Genomic DNA, 16,556 nt, shown 5'->3' with positions numbered 1-16,556 from the left:
TCCCCTTGACCTCGAGCAAGGTTGAGGGACCACGGTGGAGCGCATGTCGATTCCACGCCCTGTCTCCCGCGCCGCGCTCACCCTGCCCGTCGTCCTCTTCGGCTGTCTCGTCCTGCCGATGGCCATGACGGGCACGTCCCTCGCACTCCCGGAGATCAGCCGCGACCTCGACGCGTCGGGCGCCGCACTGCAATGGGTGGTCACCGGCTACATCCTGGCGGCGTCCTCCGTGATGCTGGTCGCCGGTTCGCTGGGCGACCTGTTCGGACGGCGGCGGATGTACGCGACCGGGGCGGCGCTCTACACGGCGGGCACGCTCACCGCCGCCACGGCCGACGACGTCCTCCTCCTCGACGTGGCGAGGACACTCGCCGGTGTGGGCGGGGCGGCGGTGATGGCCGGCGGCTCCGCCGGCGATTGAGGCGGGGCGTCCGGGGCAGAGCCCCGCAGGCGCGCCGCGCGCACAGGACCGCACGCTCCGAGGGCCTCAGCCACGCGCAAGCCCGCCGCGCCCGCGTGATGGGGCCCGGGGGCAAACGCCACCGGGCCCGGACGCACCGCGGCGCCCGCCCGTCCGGTCGGGGACAGGGGCAGGCGCCGCGATCAGTTCCGTACGCCGTTGTACGGGACGAACGGGAGGTCCCGGGTCAGACCGTCAGTGCACGGTCCGTCGGGCGGATCGGGGCGGGCAGCTCGCTCGCCCCCGTCAGGTAGCGGTCCACTCCGCGTGCCGCCGAGCGGCCCTCGGCGATGGCCCACACGATCAGCGACTGGCCGCGGCCCGCGTCGCCGGCCACGAAGACACCGTCGACGTTCGTCGCGAAGTCCGCGTCCCGCGCAACGTTGCCGCGCTCGTCGAGCTCCAGGCCGAACTGCTCGACCAGGCCGTTGGACCGGTCCGTGCCGGTGAAGCCCATCGCGAGCGTGACCAGCTGCGCGGGGATCTTCCGCTCCGTGCCCGGCTTCTGCTCCAGCTTGCCGTCGACGAACTCGACCTCGACGAGGTGGAGGAACTGGACGTTGCCGTCCTCGTCGCCCTCGAAGTGGGTGGTCGAGACGGAGTAGACCCGCTCGCCGCCCTCCTCGTGCGCCGAGGTGACCTTGTAGAGCATGGGGAACGTCGGCCACGGCTGGCCCGCCGCCCGCTCCTCGCCCGGCTTCGGCATGATCTCCAGCTGCGTGACGGACGCCGCACCCTGCCGGTGGGCCGTACCGACGCAGTCCGCGCCGGTGTCGCCGCCGCCGATCACGACGACGTGCTTGCCCTCGGCGGTGATCGGGGGCGCCACGAAGTCGCCCTCCTGCACCTTGTTGGCGAGCGGCAGGTACTCCATCGCGAAGTGGATGCCCTTGAGCTCCCGGCCCGGAACGGGCAGGTCGCGGGAGACGGTCGCGCCGGCGGCGATGACCACCGCGTCGTACCGGCGCCGCAGCTTCGCGGCGTCGATGTCGCGGCCGATCTCCACCTCGGTCCGGAACTTGGTGCCCTCCGCGCGCATCTGCTCGATGCGCCGGTTGATGTGCACCTTCTCCATCTTGAACTCGGGGATGCCGTACCGCAGCAGACCGCCGATGCGGTCGGCGCGCTCGTACACGGCGACCGTGTGGCCGGCCCGGGTCAGCTGCTGGGCGGCGGCCAGGCCCGCCGGGCCCGAGCCGATGACCGCGACGGTCTTGCCGGACAGGCGCTCCGGCGGCTGCGGCGTGACGTCACCGGAGTCCCACGCCTTGTCGATGATGGAGACCTCGACGTTCTTGATGGTGACGGCGGGCTGGTTGATGCCCAGCACGCACGCCGCCTCGCAGGGGGCGGGGCACAGGCGGCCGGTGAACTCCGGGAAGTTGTTGGTCGCGTGCAGCCGCTCCGACGCCTGAGCCCAGTCCTCGCGGTAGGCGTAGTCGTTCCACTCGGGGATGAGGTTCCCGAGCGGGCAGCCGTTGTGGCAGAACGGGATACCGCAGTCCATGCAGCGGCCGGCCTGCTTGCTGATGATCGGCAGCAGGGAGCCGGGAACGTAGACCTCGTTCCAGTCCTTGACGCGCTCCTCGACGGGACGGGTCTTGGCGACCTCGCGCCCGGTGGTCAGGAAGCCCTTGGGGTCAGCCATTGGTCGCCGCCTCCATCATCTTCTCGGTGGTCTCCTGCTCGGAGAGACCGGCGAGCTCAGCGGCGTCCTTGGCGGCGAGCACTGCCTTGTACGTGGTCGGGATGATCTTGCTGAAACGGCCCACGTTCGCGGACCAGTCGGCGAGAAGCTTCTCGGCGACGGTCGAGCCCGTCTCCTCGTGGTGGCGGCGCACGACATCGTGCAGCCACTGCTCGTCGGCCTCGGACAGGGCTTCGATCGCCTGCAGGTTGCCGGAGTTGACGTTGTCCCGGTCGAGGTCGATCACGTACGCGATTCCGCCCGACATACCGGCCGCGAAGTTGCGGCCCGTCTCGCCGAGCACGACCGCCTGGCCGCCGGTCATGTACTCGCAGCCGTGGTCGCCCACGCCCTCGGAGACGACGGTCGCACCCGAGTTGCGGACGCAGAACCGCTCACCGGTGCGGCCCCGCAGGAACAGCTCGCCGCTGGTCGCACCGTAGGCGATGGTGTTGCCGGCGATGGTCGAGTACTCGGCGAGGTGGTCGGCGCCCCGGTCCGGGCGGACGACGATCCGGCCGCCGGACAGGCCCTTGCCGACGTAGTCGTTGGCGTCGCCCTCCAGGCGCAGCGTGATGCCGCGCGGCACGAAGGCGCCGAAGGACTGGCCGGCGGAGCCCGTGAAGGTGATGTCGATGGTGTCGTCGGGCAGGCCCGCGCCGCCGAACCGCTTCGTCACCTCGTGGCCGAGCATCGTGCCGACGGTGCGGTTGATGTTGCGGATCGCGACCTGTGCGCGCACCGGCTGGGCGTCCTCGGCGTTCGCCGCGTCCAGCGCGTCGGCGGCCAGCTCGATGAGCTCGTTGTCCAGGGCCTTCTCCAGGCCGTGGTCCTGCTCGATCACCTGGTGGCGCACGGCGCCCTCGGGCAGCTCGGGCACGTGGAAGAGCGGGGCGAGGTCGAGGCCCTGCGCCTTCCAGTGGGTCACGGCGCGCGTGGTGTCGAGCAGTTCGGCGTGGCCGACGGCCTCCTCGACGCTGCGGAAGCCCAGCTCGGCGAGGATCTCGCGGACCTCCTCGGCGATGAACTGGAAGAAGTTCACGACGAACTCGGCCTTGCCGGAGAACCGCTCGCGCAGCACTGGGTTCTGCGTGGCGATGCCGACGGGGCAGGTGTCCAGGTGGCAGACGCGCATCATGACGCAGCCGGAGACGACGAGCGGCGCGGTCGCGAAACCGAACTCCTCGGCGCCGAGCAGCGCGGCGATGACCACGTCGCGGCCGGTCTTGAGCTGACCGTCGGTCTGCACCACGATGCGGTCGCGCAGGCCGTTGAGCAGCAGGGTCTGCTGGGTCTCGGCGAGGCCGAGCTCCCAGGGGCCGCCCGCGTGCTTCAGCGAGGTCAGCGGGGACGCGCCCGTACCGCCGTCGTGGCCGGAGATGAGGACCACGTCCGCGTGTGCCTTGGAGACACCCGCGGCGACCGTGCCGACGCCGACCTCGGAGACCAGCTTCACGTGGATGCGGGCCGCCGGGTTGGCGTTCTTGAGGTCGTGGATCAGCTGGGCCAGATCCTCGATGGAGTAGATGTCGTGGTGCGGCGGCGGGGAGATCAGGCCGACGCCGGGGGTGGAGTGCCGCGTCTTGGCGACCCACGGGTAGACCTTGTGGCCGGGCAGCTGGCCGCCCTCGCCGGGCTTGGCGCCCTGGGCCATCTTGATCTGGATGTCGTCCGCGTTGACGAGGTACTCGCTGGTCACACCGAAGCGGCCGGAGGCGACCTGCTTGATGGACGAGCGGCGCTCGGGGTCGTACAGACGCTCCGGGTCCTCGCCGCCCTCACCGGTGTTGGACTTGGCGCCCAGCTGGTTCATGGCGATGGCGAGGGTCTCGTGCGCCTCCTTGGAGATGGAGCCGTACGACATGGCGCCGGTGGAGAAGCGCTTGACGATCTCGGAGGCGGGCTCGACCTCGTCGATGGAGATCGGCTCGCGGTCGGAGTTGAAGCCGAACAGGCCGCGCAGCGTCATCAGCCGCTCGGACTGCTCGTTCACGCGGTCCGTGTACTTCTTGAAGATGTCGTACCGCTTGTTGCGCGTGGCGTGCTGGAGGCGGAAGACCGTCTCCGGGTCGAACAGGTGCGGCTCGCCCTCGCGGCGCCACTGGTACTCGCCGCCGATCTCCAGCGCGCGGTGCGCGGAGGGGACGCCGGAGGCCGGGTACGCCTTGGCGTGGCGGGCGGCGACCTCCTTGGCTACGACGTCGAGACCGGCTCCGCCGATCTTGGTCGCGGTGCCGTTGAAGTACTTCTCGACGAACGCCTCGTCCAGGCCGACGGCCTCGAAGACCTGAGCGCCGCGGTAGGAGGCGACCGTGGAGATGCCCATCTTGGACATGACCTTGAGGACGCCCTTGCCCAGCGCGTAGATCAGGTTGCGGATGGCCTTCTCGGGCTCCAGGCCCTCGATGAAGGTGCCGGCGCGGACCAGGTCCTCGACGGACTCCATGGCCAGGTACGGGTTGACCGCAGCGGCGCCGTAGCCGATGAGCAGCGCGACGTGGTGCACCTCACGGACGTCACCGGCCTCGACCAGCAGGCCCACCTGGGTGCGCTGCTTGGTGCGGATGAGGTGGTGGTGCACGGCGGAGGTGAGCAGCAGCGACGGGATCGGCGCGTGCTCGGCGTCCGAGTGCCGGTCGGACAGCACGATCAGGCGCGCGCCGTTCTCGATGGCGGCGTCGGCCTCGGCGCAGATCTCCTCGATCCGGGCGGCCAGCGCGTCACCGCCGCCGGAGACCCGGTAGAGGCCGGCGAGCGTGGCGGCCGTCATGCCGGGCATGTCGCCGTCGGCATTGATGTGGATGAGCTTGGCCAGCTCGTCGTTGTCGATCACCGGGAACTGCAGGGTGACGCTGCGGCAGGACGCGGCGGTCGGCTCCAGCAGGTTGCCCTGGGGGCCCAGCGAGGAGTGCAGCGAGGTGACGAGCTCCTCGCGGATGGCGTCCAGCGGCGGGTTGGTGACCTGCGCGAACAGCTGGGTGAAGTAGTCGAAGAGCAGCCGCGGGCGCTCGGACAGGGCCGCGATCGGCGAGTCGGTGCCCATCGACCCGAGCGGCTCGCCACCGGTGCGGGCCATCGGCGCCAGGATGACGCGCAGCTCCTCCTCGGTGTAGCCGAAGGTCTGCTGGCGGCGGGTGACCGAGGCGTGGGTGTGGACGATGTGCTCGCGCTCGGGGAGGTCCTCGAGCTCGATCTCGCCGGTCTCCAGCCACTCCGCGTACGGAGCCTCGGCGGCGAGGGCGGACTTGATCTCGTCGTCCTCGATGATGCGGTGCTCGGCGGTGTCGACGAGGAACATCTTGCCGGGCTGGAGGCGGCCCTTGCGGACGACCTTGCCGGGGTCGATGTCCAGGACGCCCACCTCGGACGACAGGACCACGAGTCCGTCGTCGGTGACCCAGTAGCGGCCGGGTCGCAGACCGTTGCGGTCCAGTACGGCGCCCACCTGCGTGCCGTCGGTGAAGGTGACGCAGGCCGGGCCGTCCCAGGGCTCCATCATCGTGGAGTGGTACTGGTAGAAGGCGCGCCGGGCCGGGTCCATGGAGTCGTGGTTCTCCCACGCCTCGGGGACCATCATCAGCACGGAGTGCGGCAGCGAGCGCCCGCCGAGGTGGAGCAGCTCCAGGACCTCGTCGAACGAGGCGGAGTCGGAGGCGTCGGGGGTGCAGACCGGGAAGATCCGGTCCAGGGCGCCCTCGCCGAACAGTCCGGTCGCGAGCTGGGACTCACGGGCACGCATCCAGTTGCGGTTGCCCTTGACCGTGTTGATCTCGCCGTTGTGCGCGACGAAGCGGTACGGGTGGGCCAGCGGCCAGCTCGGGAAGGTGTTCGTGGAGAACCGGGAGTGGACGAGCGCGACGGCGGTGGCGCAGCGCCGGTCGGACAGGTCCGGGAAGAAGGGCTCCAGCTGGCCGGTGGTCAGCATGCCCTTGTAGACGATCGTGCGGGCGGAGAGGGAGGGGAAGTACACCCCCGCCTCGCGCTCGGAGCGCTTGCGCAGCACGAAGGCCTTGCGGTCCAGCGCGATGCCGCTGTTCCTGCCGTCGGCCACGAAGAGCTGACGGAAGACGGGCATGGTGGCGCGCGCGCCGTTGCCGAGGAGGTCAGGCGTGACGGGGACCTCGCGCCAGCCGAGGACGTTCAGGCCCTCTTCGGCGGCGATCGCCTCGATCCGCTCGACGGCCTGTGCGGAGCCGTCGGCGGGAAGGAAGGCGATGCCGACGGCGTAGGAGCCGGCCTCGGGGAGGTCGAATCCGGCGGCCTCGCGCAGGAAGGCGTCCGGCACCTGCAGCAGGATGCCGGCGCCGTCGCCGGAGTCCGGCTCGGATCCGGTGGCGCCGCGGTGCTCGAGGTTCCGCAGTACGGTCAGCGCCTGCTCGACCAGCTCATGGCTGGCTACACCGGTGAGGGTGGCCACGAACCCGACACCGCAGGCGTCGTGTTCGTTACGGGGGTCGTACATCCCCTGGGGGGCGGGGCGACCGTCCATGGGCGACCAGGCGTCGGAACGCATCGGCTCTCCCGTCGTCGTCGTGGCATGTGCAGTGCCGAGGGACGACGTTGGCCCTCCGCGAAATTTCGTGCAGGTTACATGATGGAGTGCTTCTCGGAAAGCGGATAGCTCATTCCAGCATGCGGACACCGCGCCAAGCGGTGAAGGGTGGGTCACAGCCGAACGAACCGGACGGATCGGGATTCGGAGGACCATCGCAGGAGCGGGCTTCATTGCCCGCAGCGCCTACGGCTCATGCCCCGCGATTACCGTGTCGAAACCGTGGGGTAACGGCTACTTATGTTGTGCCTTGCATAGTGTCTCATCCCGACCCCGATCCGAGGAGAGGACGTACGTCACAGGGTCCGTGACGGAGGCCGAAAATGCCACCGCACCGGCCCCTTGATTCGGACCGGTGCGGATGCTCCGCCGTTCGGCGTCAGACAGCGCTGCCGATGAGCATGCCCAGCCCGTACGTGACGGCCGCGGCGGCCCCGCCCAGCGAGAGCTGGCGCAGTCCGCTGAACCACCAGCCGCGGGCCGTGACCCGGGCGACCAGCGCACCGCAGGCGAAGAGCCCGGCCAGGGCGACCAGCACCGCCGGCCACAGCGCGCTCGCGCCGAGCAGGTACGGCAGGACCGGCAGCAGCGCGCCGAGCGCGAACGAACCGAAGGACGAGACGGCGGCCACGGTCGGTGAGGGCAGGTCGTCCGGATCGATGCCCAGCTCCTCACGGGCGTGGATCTCCAGCGCCTGCTCGGGGTCCCGGGAGAGTTGCATCGCCACCTCGCGGGCGAGCTGGGGCTCGACACCCCGGGCCACGTAGAGCGCGGCGAGCTCCTCCATCTCGTCGACCGGGTGCTTGCGCAACTCCCGCCGCTCGACGTCCAGTTCGGCCTGGACCAGCTCCCGCTGCGAGGCGACGGAGGTGTACTCGCCCGCGGCCATCGAGAACGCGCCCGCAGCGAGACCGGCCAGTCCGGTGATGACGACGGTCTGCTGCGAGACCGCTCCGCCCGCGACACCCGTCATCAGGGCGAGGTTGGACACGAGCCCGTCCATCGCGCCGAACACCGCCGGGCGCAGCCAGCCGCCGTTCACGTCGCGGTGCGTGTGGTTGTCGCGGTGCGCCTCGTGAAGTGCGGCCTCGGTTTCGATGATGGACACAGCTCTCCCCTCTCCGGCAGCGGACCAGCGGGCCCGCTCCCCCTCAACACGCCCGAACATACGCACCATGTAAGGGGCGCGCCAGCAAGGCAGGCCGTACTTACCTGGGTCGGGACGGTGCGCCAAGCCGGGTGACAGAAACGTTTCTTGGACTGTTTCGCGGGCGGGGGGTGGCACATATCCGGGAACAGGCTCGCGCGCGCGAAAGGGCCCCTTCCATGGAGTTGCTGACCGATTCGTATACAGCCTCCCCGGCGGCCACGGACGGGACGGCCGCCCCCGCCGCCTGTCCCCCCGCCGCGGACCTGCCCGACCGGGCACGGGGTGCGCTGCTCGGCCTCGCGGTCGGCGACGCGCTCGGCGCGCCCGCCGAGAACCTGCGGCCCTCCGAGATCCGCCGCCGCTGGGGCCGGATCGAGGGCTTCGTCAGCGACGACCCCGCGGGCACGGACGACACCGAGTACGCGATCTTCTCGGGCCTGCTGCTCGCCCGGCACGGCTCGGAGCTGACCGTCGCGCACGTCGAGTCGGCGTGGCACGAGTGGATCGCGGACCTGGACGAGGGCCCCTTCCGCGGGGCGGGCTTCAGCGAGCGCGGCACGCTGGAGAACCTCCGCCGCGGCCTCGCCGCCCCGATCTCGGCCCAGCACCGGCACGCGTGGAGCGACGGCCTGGCGATGCGGGCGGCACCGTTCGGCGTCTTCGCGGCCGGGCAGCCCGAGGAGGCGGCCCGGCTGGTCACCATCGACGGCAGCGTCAGCCATGACGGCGAGGGCATCTACGGCGGCCGGGCGGTCGCGGCCGGGGTCGCGGCGGCGATGGGCGGCGCGGGGCCCGCGGGGGTGATCGGCGCCGCGCTGTCGGTCGTCCCCATGGACTCGTGGACGGCCCGCTCGATGCGGCGCGCGGTGGTGGCGGCGGGCCGCGCGTACCCGGACGTCCTGTCCATGGAACGGGCGATCCGCTCCACGGTCGTGATCGGCGGCTACCCGTGGACGGACCTGGCCCCCGAGGCCGTGGGCCTGGCCTTCGGCGCCTTCGCTGCGGCGCGCGGGGACTTCCGCGGCTCGGTGCTCACGGCGGTGAACATGGGACGCGACGCCGACACGACGGCGGCGGTGGCGGGAGCGCTCGCGGGAGCGGTGTCCGGGGCGGGCGCGATCCCGGACGCATGGGCGTCGGCGATCGGCCCGGTCCGCGGCACCTGCCTCCCGTCGATGCGCGGCCACCACGTCCTGGACGTGGCGACGCTCCTGACCCCGACCCCCCGATGACACCCCCGGACCCCACACCACGCGACACCCACGAGCCCCCCACCGGCCCTCTGGGCGCGGGGCCGCCCGCGGGGGCGCCGTCGGCGACGCCGGGGGAGCCCGGCGGCCCTCCAGGCGCGGGGTCACCACCGGCGCGCGACCTCGCGGCGACGCGCGAGCCCCCGGGAGCGGCGGAACCCACCCCCGGATGCGCGCCGTCGGCGACGCATGCGGCGCGCGGCGCGGGACCGCCCGCGGGCGCGCCGTCGGCCCCTCGTGCGGCTTTCGGCGCGGACGCGCCGCAACCGGCGCCGGCGGCGCACGCGGAGCGCAACCCCGGAGCAGCCGACGCGCGGGAACAGCACACCCCCGCACCCGAGAGCACCCCCAGCGCGTCGCATGCGACGCGCGAACGCGAAGACCCCGTTGTGGGAAAGGGCGGGGTGGGGGAACACCACGTCGCCCCCGGCACCCCCGCCCGCCCGGCCCCGCGCCGCGCCGGGGCAACCGCGCTCGTGACGCGCATCTCGCCGGGGTCCGGGGGCCTGGCCGCGGTTGCGGGGAGGGGCGCGCGGCCCATCGAAGGGCTGCTCCTCGGGCTCGCCGCCGGCGACGCCGCCGGCTGGCCCGCAGCCCGGCACCGCGCCGGCCGCATGCCCGAGTGGACCCGCCGGCTCACCCGCGAGCTCGACACCTTCGCCGAGCACAACGCCACGACCACCCTCCCGGTCCCCATCGCCCTCAACCAACCCCCCGAGCCCCTGCGGCTCGGCCCCTCCGACGACGCCGAGTGGGCCGCGTTCGCCGCCGGGACCGTGCTCACCGCCTGCGGGGGCCACTTCCGGGGACTCGCCCCCGCCCGCCGCGTGCGTGCCGCCGTGGACCTGGCGTGGAACACCCTCGCCGGCCAGGTCGCCGCCGCCGCCGACCGCGCCCCCGAGGTCGAGTCCGCCGTGCTGCCCCTGCGCGCCCGGATCTCCGTGCGCGCCGGACTGGGCAATCTCGCGACCGGACTGCGCCCGCCCGCCACCGGTCACGACAACCCGCACTACTTCGACGACGCGGCCTGCGTACGGGCCGCCGTCCTCGCCGTGGTGCACCGCGGCGACCCGGCCGCGGCCGCCGAACTCGCCGAGTTCGACGCCCGCTACACGCAGGACGGCGACGGCGTGCACGGCGCCCGCGCCATGGCCGCGGCCGTCGCCGCGGCGCTCGGCGGCGCGTGCGTCGACGACACCGTCGAGGCCGCACTCGCCCAGCTCCCGGAGTCCACCGAGATCGGCCGCAACGCCCGCCACGCGGTCGGACTCGCCCGCGAGGCCGGCGGGGCGTTCGAGCTCGTCCCCCTGTTGGAGCATCAGATCGTGGACCACGTCTACAGCTACGGCATCGCCGCGGCCGAGACCGTCCCCGTGGCGCTCGCCGTCACCACCGCCGCCCGCGGCCGGGTCGCCGAGGCCGTGCCCGCCGCGGCCTGCCTCTCCCGGGTGGCCGACTCCGCACCGGCGCTGGCGGGTGCGCTCACCGGTGTGCTCGGCGGCGGCGCGTGCGTACCTGACTCGTGGCGCGACGCCTGCCGCATCCTGGCGGGCTGTGCCCTGCCCCATCTCGCCGGCACGGACCTCGTCGAACTCGCCGGCCTGCTCGAGGACGCGCTGTAGGGCAGCCGAGGGGTCACGGCCGAATCCGGGCGCGCGGTGCGCCGTCAACCGCCACACCGGAGGGACAATTCGGACATGACGACGACAGCGACGGCGAACACGGCGTCCGCGACGAGCGCGGCCCCGGCAGAGCGGACGACTTCCCCGCACCCCTCACTCGACGACCGGTTCACGGGCAGCCTCGTCGGCGCCGCCGTCGGCGACGCGCTCGGCGGCCCCGTCGAGGGCTACTCCCCCGAGCAGATCGTCGAGCGCCACGGCGGCCGCGTCGACGGCATCGTCGGCCCCTGGAACGGCGACGAGTGGCGCACCGCACGCCCCCTCGCCCCGTACCACAAGGGCAACGGCCACATCACCGACGACACGTTGATGACCCACGCCCTGGTCCGCGTCTACGCCACCGTCCGCGACCATCTCGACGCCTACGCCGTCGCCGACCATCTCGTCCCGGACCTGATCTCCAACACCCGCTGGATCCCCGAACTCGAGGCCGAGACGCTCCCCCTGCACCGGGTCTTCCTCGCCGAGAAGTGGATCGTCCACCGCCTGCACTACGGGCACAACGACCCGCGCGAGGCAGGAGTCGGCAACATCGTCAACTGCGGCGCCGCGATGTATATGGCACCCGTCGGCCTCGTCAACGCGGCCGACCCGACGGCCGCTTACCACGAGGCCCTCGACATCGCGGGCGCGCACCAGTCCTCGTACGGCCGCGAGGCGGCGGGCGTCTTCGCGGCGGCGGTCGCCGCGGCCTGCCTGCCGGAGGCGACCCCCGCCACCGTCGTCGACGCGGCGCTCGGCCTCGCCAAGGACGGCACCCAGGCCGCGATCGAGGCCGTCGCCGAAACCGCTGCCGGCTACTCGGACTTCGAGTCGGCGCTCGGTCCGCTGCGGGCCGCGGTGGCACCGTTCGACACGGTCGGCCCCGACTACCGTGCCCCCTCGCTGGGCGCGCGGAGGCCGTCCCGTCTGCACGCGATCGAGGAGCTGCCGATCGCCCTCGGCATGCTGCTGGTCTGCGACGGCGATTTCCGCCGTACGGTCCTGTCCTGCGTCAACTACGGCCGTGACTGCGACTCCATCGCGACGATGGCCGGCGCGATCGCGGGCGCGCTGCACGGCGAGGCGGCGGTGCCGCGGGAGTGGGCGGAGCGGGTCGCCGAGGCGAGCCGCGTCGACCTGCACGCGCCTGCCGTGGAGCTGACGGCCGTGGCCCGGGAGATCCACCTGCGGGACCTGGCCCGCCGCCGCGCCCATGAGGCGGCGTTCGCCGAGCTGACGGACGCGCGATGACGGGCCCCCTGCGGGTGACCTGGGTGCAGCCCGAGGACCTTGTCGGGCACGAGCTGAAGCAGGCGGAACAGGACGGCCGCGAGGCGACGGCCGTCCGCGACCGCTGGCTGGCCGCCGGCGGCATGCTCGCCCCTCCCCGCGCCGGCGCCTCCCCGGATCCGCCGCGCCCGGAGCTGCGGGCGCTCGCCGAGGCGCTGCTCGACGAACTGGCCGCCCTCCCCTCTCCCTTGGCGGACGACGAACCGACGGACTGGCCGTCGATCGTCGCGGCCTGCCCCCAGTGGCCGTCGCCCCCGCCCCGCTGCCCGGACCGTCGCCAGGTCCCGGACCCGGCCGCAAACGACCGCCCCGGGCCAGGGGCCCAGGGCAGCGCGCACCCCGCCCCGAGCGCCGTGCGGTCGACGCCCGCCGGCTCACCCGGCCGCCCGGGCGCCCCGCAGCCCGTGGCGCCGCGGCCCCCGGAGCGCGGGCCGGGTCTCCCCGTCCACGGCACGCGGCTCGCGGGCGCCGGGCCCCGGGGCCGCACACCCGGCGCGGCCCGGCCCTCCGACGAGTCCCTGCTGCACGCCCTGCACGCCGCATGGGTCGGGCGCGCCGTCGGATGCCTGCTGGGCAAACCCGTGGAGAAGCTGCCCCTCCACGCCATCCGCGCCATCGGCCGCGCCACCGGGAACTGGCCCCTCACCACCTGGTTCACCGCCAAGGGCCTGCCCGCCGACCTCGCCGCCGCCCACCCGTGGAACCGCCGCAGCGCCGCCACCTCGCTCGCCGAGAACATCGACGGCATGCCCGAGGACGACGACCTGAACTACCCCCTTCTCGCGCTTCTCCTCCTCCAGCGCCACGGCCGCGCCTTCACCACCGCACAGGTCGGCGCGCTGTGGCTGGACGACCTTCCGGCCGGGCGGACCTTCACCGCCGAACGCGTCGCCTACCGCAACCTCCTCTCCGGCATCGAGCCTCCGCTCACCGCCACCTGCCGCAACCCCTTCCGCGAGTGGATCGGCGCCGCGATCCGGGCCGACCTGCACGGCTGGACCAACCCCGGCGACCCCGCCGCCGCGGCCGAGCAGACCTACCGCGACGCCGTGCTCACCCACACCGCGAACGGCGTGTACAGCGCGATGTTCACCGCCGCCGCCATCGCCGCGGCAGCCGGCGACACCGCCGATGTGCACGAGGCGATCGCCGCCGGCCTGGCCGTCGTCCCACCCCGCTCCCGTCTCTCGCACGCCGTACGGTTCGGCGTCGAAGCCGCCCGGTCGGAGGCCGACTTCGACCGTGTCGTGGACCTCGTCCACGCGGCCTACGGCTCGTACCACTGGGTGCACGCCCTGCCCAACGCCGCTCTGCTCGCCGCCGCCCTCACCCATGCCGACGGCGACTTCACCGGCTCCGTCTGCCGTGCCGTCTCCGGCGGGCTCGACACCGACTCCAACGGGGCGACGGCCGGCTCCCTCACCGGGCTGCTCGCGGGTCACCCAAGCCGGCTGCCCGACCGCTGGACCGCCCCGCTGAAGAACCGGCTGTCCACGTCCGTCGCCGGATTCGACGGCACCGGCTTCGACAGCCTCGCCCGTCTCACGCTGAAGGAGGCACTCCGCCCATGACCGGCATCGTGGTGCTCGGCAGCACCAACATGGACCTCGTCGCCTATGTCGCGCGGGCCCCGAAGCGCGGAGAGACCGTCACAGGACGGGAGTTCCGTACGATCCCCGGCGGCAAGGGAGCCAACCAGGCGGTGGCCGCCTCCCGCGCGGGCGGTGACGTCACCATGATCGGCGCCGTGGGCTCCGACGAGTTCGGCGCGATGCTCCGTCACACCCTCGACGCGTCCGGCGTCGACACCGACCTGCTGCGCACCGCCGAAGGCCCCTCCGGCACCGCGCACATCGTCGTCGACGACGAGGGCGGGAACTCCATCGTCGTCATCCCCGGCGCCAACGGCACCGTGACCGGACTCACCCCCGGCGACGAATCCCTCATCGCAACCGCCGGCATCCTCCTCCTGCAGCTCGAACTTCCGCTCAGCGCCGTACTCGACGGCGCCGAGGCCGCTCACCGGCATGCCGTACGCACCGTGCTCACCCCCTCTCCCGCGCAGCCGCTGCCGCGCGAACTCCTCGCCGCCACCGATCTGCTGGTCCCCAACGAACACGAGGCGGCCACGCTCGCCGGGGTCGCCGACCCGCACCTGGCCGCCGAGGCCCTGCTGCGGCAGGTCCCCGAGGTCGTCATCACCCTCGGCCCCGCAGGCTGCCTGTACGCCGCCCGCGACGCCGAACCCGTCACCGTGCCCGCACCACAGGTCGCCGCCGTGGACACCACCGCGGCGGGCGACACCTTCGTCGGCACCCTCGCCGTCGCGCTCGGGGAAGGAAAACCGGTCCCCGAGGCCCTGGCGTGGGCCTCCACCGCCGCCGCCCTGTCCGTCCAACGCCCAGGAGCGTCCACCTCCATGCCCTACCGCCCCGAGATCGACGCCGCCTCATGACCCCGTCTCCCGCACCGGACACCCCGCCCGGGAACCCGCCCGCCCCGCTGACCGGACTCCGCGTCCTCGACCTCGCCACCCTCTTCGCCGGTCCCATGTGCGCCACCCTGCTCGGCGACTTCGGCGCCGAGGTCATCAAGGTCGAGCACCCCACCCGCCCAGATCCGTCCCGTGGCCACGGGCCCGCCAAGGACGGCATCGGGCTGTGGTGGAAGGTCCTCGGCCGCAACAAGCGCAACGTCACCCTCGACCTGTCCACCCCCGGCGGCCGGGCCACGCTGCTGCGCCTCGCGAGCACCGCCGACGTGGTCGTCGAGAACTTCCGCCCGGGCACCCTGGAGAAGTGGGGCCTCGGCTGGGAGGAGCTGAGCACCGCCAATCCCCGTCTCGTCCTGGCCCGGATCACGGGCTTCGGCCAGTTCGGCCCGTACTCCCACCGGCCCGGCTTCGGGACGCTCGCGGAGGCGATGAGCGGATTCGCCGCCGCCACGGGCGAGCCCGAGGGCCCGCCCACCCTGCCGCCCTTCGGCCTCGCCGACTCCGTCGCCGCGCTCGCCACCGCCTACGCCGTCATGACCGCGCTCGCCGCCCGCACCTCCACCGGCCGTGGCCAGGTCGTCGACATGGCGATCATCGAACCGATCCTCGCCGTGCTCGGGCCGCAGCTGCTCTGGTACGACCAGCTCGGCTACGTCCAGCCGCGCACCGGCAACCGGTCACGCAACAACGCCCCCCGCAACATCTACCGCACGGCCGACGGCAGTTGGCTCGCCGTCTCCACCTCCGCCCAGTCTGTCGCCGAACGGGTCATGCACCTGGTCGGCCGTCCCGAGCTGATCGACGAGCCCTGGTTCACCACCGGAAGCGGCCGCGCCGAGCACGCCGATCTGCTCGACGCCGCGGTCGGCGGATGGATCGCCCGGCACACCCGCGCCGACGCCGTGGCCGCGTTCGAGAAGGCCGAGGCGGCAATCGCCCCGGTCTACGACATCCGCGACATCGTCGCCGATCCCCAGTACCAGGCGCTCGGGACGATCGCCGAGGTCCCCGACCCCGAACTCGGCCCGCTCCGTATGCAGAACGTGCTCTTCCGGCTCTCCGAGACCCCCGGCGCCATCCGCTGGGCCGGCCGGCCGCACGGCGCCGACACCGAGGAGGTCCTCGCCGAACTGGGCCTCACCCCGGCCGACATCACCGCACTCCGCACCGAAGGAGCGCTATGACCTTCCCCCTGACCTGGCTCTATGCCCCCGGTGACCGCCCCGACGTCGTCCACAAGGCCATCGCCTCCGGCGCCGACGTCGTCATCGTCGACCTCGAGGACGCGGTGGCCCAGGCCCGCAAGGAATACGCCCTCGCCGCCACGGCCGAACTGCTCTCGTCGCACCTGCCCCTGCCGGTCCATGTCCGCATCAACTCCCCCCTGGACATCGAGACCCTCGCAGGACTGCCCGGTCTGACAGCGCTGCGTGTTCCCAAGGTCGCATACGCCACTGACATCCAGCAGATCGCGGCCGCCGCACCTGGCGTCCCCCTGTACGCGCTGCTGGAGTCGGCGCTCGCCGTCGAGCACGCGTACGCCATCGCCACGGCCCACGACGCGGTCCGCGGCATCGCGCTCGGCGAGTCGGATCTCCGCGCCGACCTCGGCGTACGCGGCGACACCGGCCTGGACTGGCCGCGCACCCGCGCCGTGATCGCGGCCCGGGCGGCCGGCCTCGCGCCGCCCACGCAGTCCGTGTTCCCGGACATCCTCGACCTCGACGCGCTGCACGCCTCGTGCACCCACGGCCGTTCGATCGGCTTCCTGGGCCGCGCGGCCATCCATCCCCGCCAGCTGCCGGTCATCGAACGCGCGTACCGGCCGACCCCGGAGGAGATCGACGCAGCCGAGGAGATCGTGAAGGCCGCCGCGTCGCACGAGGGCGCGATGGCCCTGCCGGACGGGCGGTTCGTCGACGCGGCGGTCGTGGCGGCGGCGCAGCGCACGCTCGACATCGCGGCACGGGACTGGGAGCCCTGACGGCCCGCGGCGGCCCGCCCGGCGC

11 protein-coding genes are annotated in these 16,556 nt (G+C 73.2%); 8 read left to right on the top strand and 3 right to left on the bottom strand.

Annotation, left to right across the window (positions count from 1 at the left end; all coding sequences use genetic code 11):
• Window positions 1-43 precede the first annotated feature (43 nt).
• A complete protein-coding gene (locus tag ACF08N_RS29725; protein ID WP_392327805.1) occupies window positions 44-421 on the top strand; it encodes an MFS transporter in 378 nt (125 codons plus the stop codon).
• Window positions 422-647: 226 nt separating this feature from the next.
• On the opposite strand, the gene ACF08N_RS29720 is transcribed toward ACF08N_RS29725, so the two are convergent.
• The 3 genes from ACF08N_RS29720 to ACF08N_RS29710 form a co-directional block, all read right to left on the bottom strand.
• On the bottom strand, window positions 648-2,108 hold the full coding sequence (locus ACF08N_RS29720; protein ID WP_392327804.1) for a glutamate synthase subunit beta: 1,461 nt from the start codon (window positions 2,106-2,108) through the stop codon (window positions 648-650).
• On the bottom strand, window positions 2,101-6,660 hold the full coding sequence (gltB, locus tag ACF08N_RS29715; RefSeq protein ID WP_392327803.1) for a glutamate synthase large subunit: 4,560 nt from the start codon (window positions 6,658-6,660) through the stop codon (window positions 2,101-2,103). Before gltB ends, ACF08N_RS29720 begins: the two co-directional genes overlap by 8 nt.
• 418 nt (window positions 6,661-7,078) lie before the next feature.
• Window positions 7,079-7,807: a VIT1/CCC1 transporter family protein gene (locus tag ACF08N_RS29710; protein ID WP_392327802.1), complete on the bottom strand. Its 729-nt coding sequence runs from the start codon at window positions 7,805-7,807 to the stop codon at window positions 7,079-7,081.
• A 218-nt stretch (window positions 7,808-8,025) separates the two neighbouring features.
• Between ACF08N_RS29710 and ACF08N_RS29705 the strand changes: the two genes are divergently transcribed.
• The 7 genes from ACF08N_RS29705 (at window position 8,026) to ACF08N_RS29675 (ending at window position 16,531) form a co-directional block, all read left to right on the top strand.
• Window positions 8,026-9,081 (top strand): ADP-ribosylglycohydrolase family protein, encoded by a 1,056-nt coding sequence (locus tag ACF08N_RS29705; RefSeq protein WP_392327801.1) that lies wholly within the window; start codon window positions 8,026-8,028, stop codon window positions 9,079-9,081.
• 422 nt (window positions 9,082-9,503) lie between these two features.
• The gene (locus tag ACF08N_RS29700) at window positions 9,504-10,721 is read left to right on the top strand and encodes an ADP-ribosylglycohydrolase family protein (protein ID WP_392327800.1); all 1,218 of its coding nucleotides are present in this window, start codon (window positions 9,504-9,506) and stop codon (window positions 10,719-10,721) included.
• 75 nt (window positions 10,722-10,796) lie between these two features.
• Window positions 10,797-12,014: an ADP-ribosylglycohydrolase family protein gene (locus ACF08N_RS29695; RefSeq protein WP_392327799.1), complete on the top strand. Its 1,218-nt coding sequence runs from the start codon at window positions 10,797-10,799 to the stop codon at window positions 12,012-12,014.
• A complete protein-coding gene (locus tag ACF08N_RS29690; RefSeq protein WP_392327798.1) occupies window positions 12,011-13,624 on the top strand; it encodes an ADP-ribosylglycohydrolase family protein in 1,614 nt (537 codons plus the stop codon). The genes ACF08N_RS29695 and ACF08N_RS29690 overlap by 4 nt, the downstream gene beginning before the upstream one ends.
• Window positions 13,621-14,508 (top strand): ribokinase, encoded by an 888-nt coding sequence (gene rbsK, locus ACF08N_RS29685; protein ID WP_392327797.1) that lies wholly within the window; start codon window positions 13,621-13,623, stop codon window positions 14,506-14,508. Before ACF08N_RS29690 ends, rbsK begins: the two co-directional genes overlap by 4 nt.
• Window positions 14,505-15,731 carry a CaiB/BaiF CoA transferase family protein gene (locus ACF08N_RS29680; RefSeq protein WP_392327796.1) on the top strand — a complete coding sequence of 409 codons (1,227 nt, stop codon included), beginning with the start codon at window positions 14,505-14,507 and terminating at the stop codon, window positions 15,729-15,731. Before rbsK ends, ACF08N_RS29680 begins: the two co-directional genes overlap by 4 nt.
• Window positions 15,728-16,531 (top strand): HpcH/HpaI aldolase/citrate lyase family protein, encoded by an 804-nt coding sequence (locus tag ACF08N_RS29675; protein WP_392327795.1) that lies wholly within the window; start codon window positions 15,728-15,730, stop codon window positions 16,529-16,531. The genes ACF08N_RS29680 and ACF08N_RS29675 overlap by 4 nt, the downstream gene beginning before the upstream one ends.
• The last annotated feature ends 25 nt before the right edge of the window (window positions 16,532-16,556 follow it).

This window comes from Streptomyces sp. NPDC015127, from assembly GCF_043080095.1.
Classification (GTDB): domain Bacteria; phylum Actinomycetota; class Actinomycetes; order Streptomycetales; family Streptomycetaceae; genus Streptomyces.
This window is presented reverse-complemented; position numbering and strand designations above follow the sequence as displayed.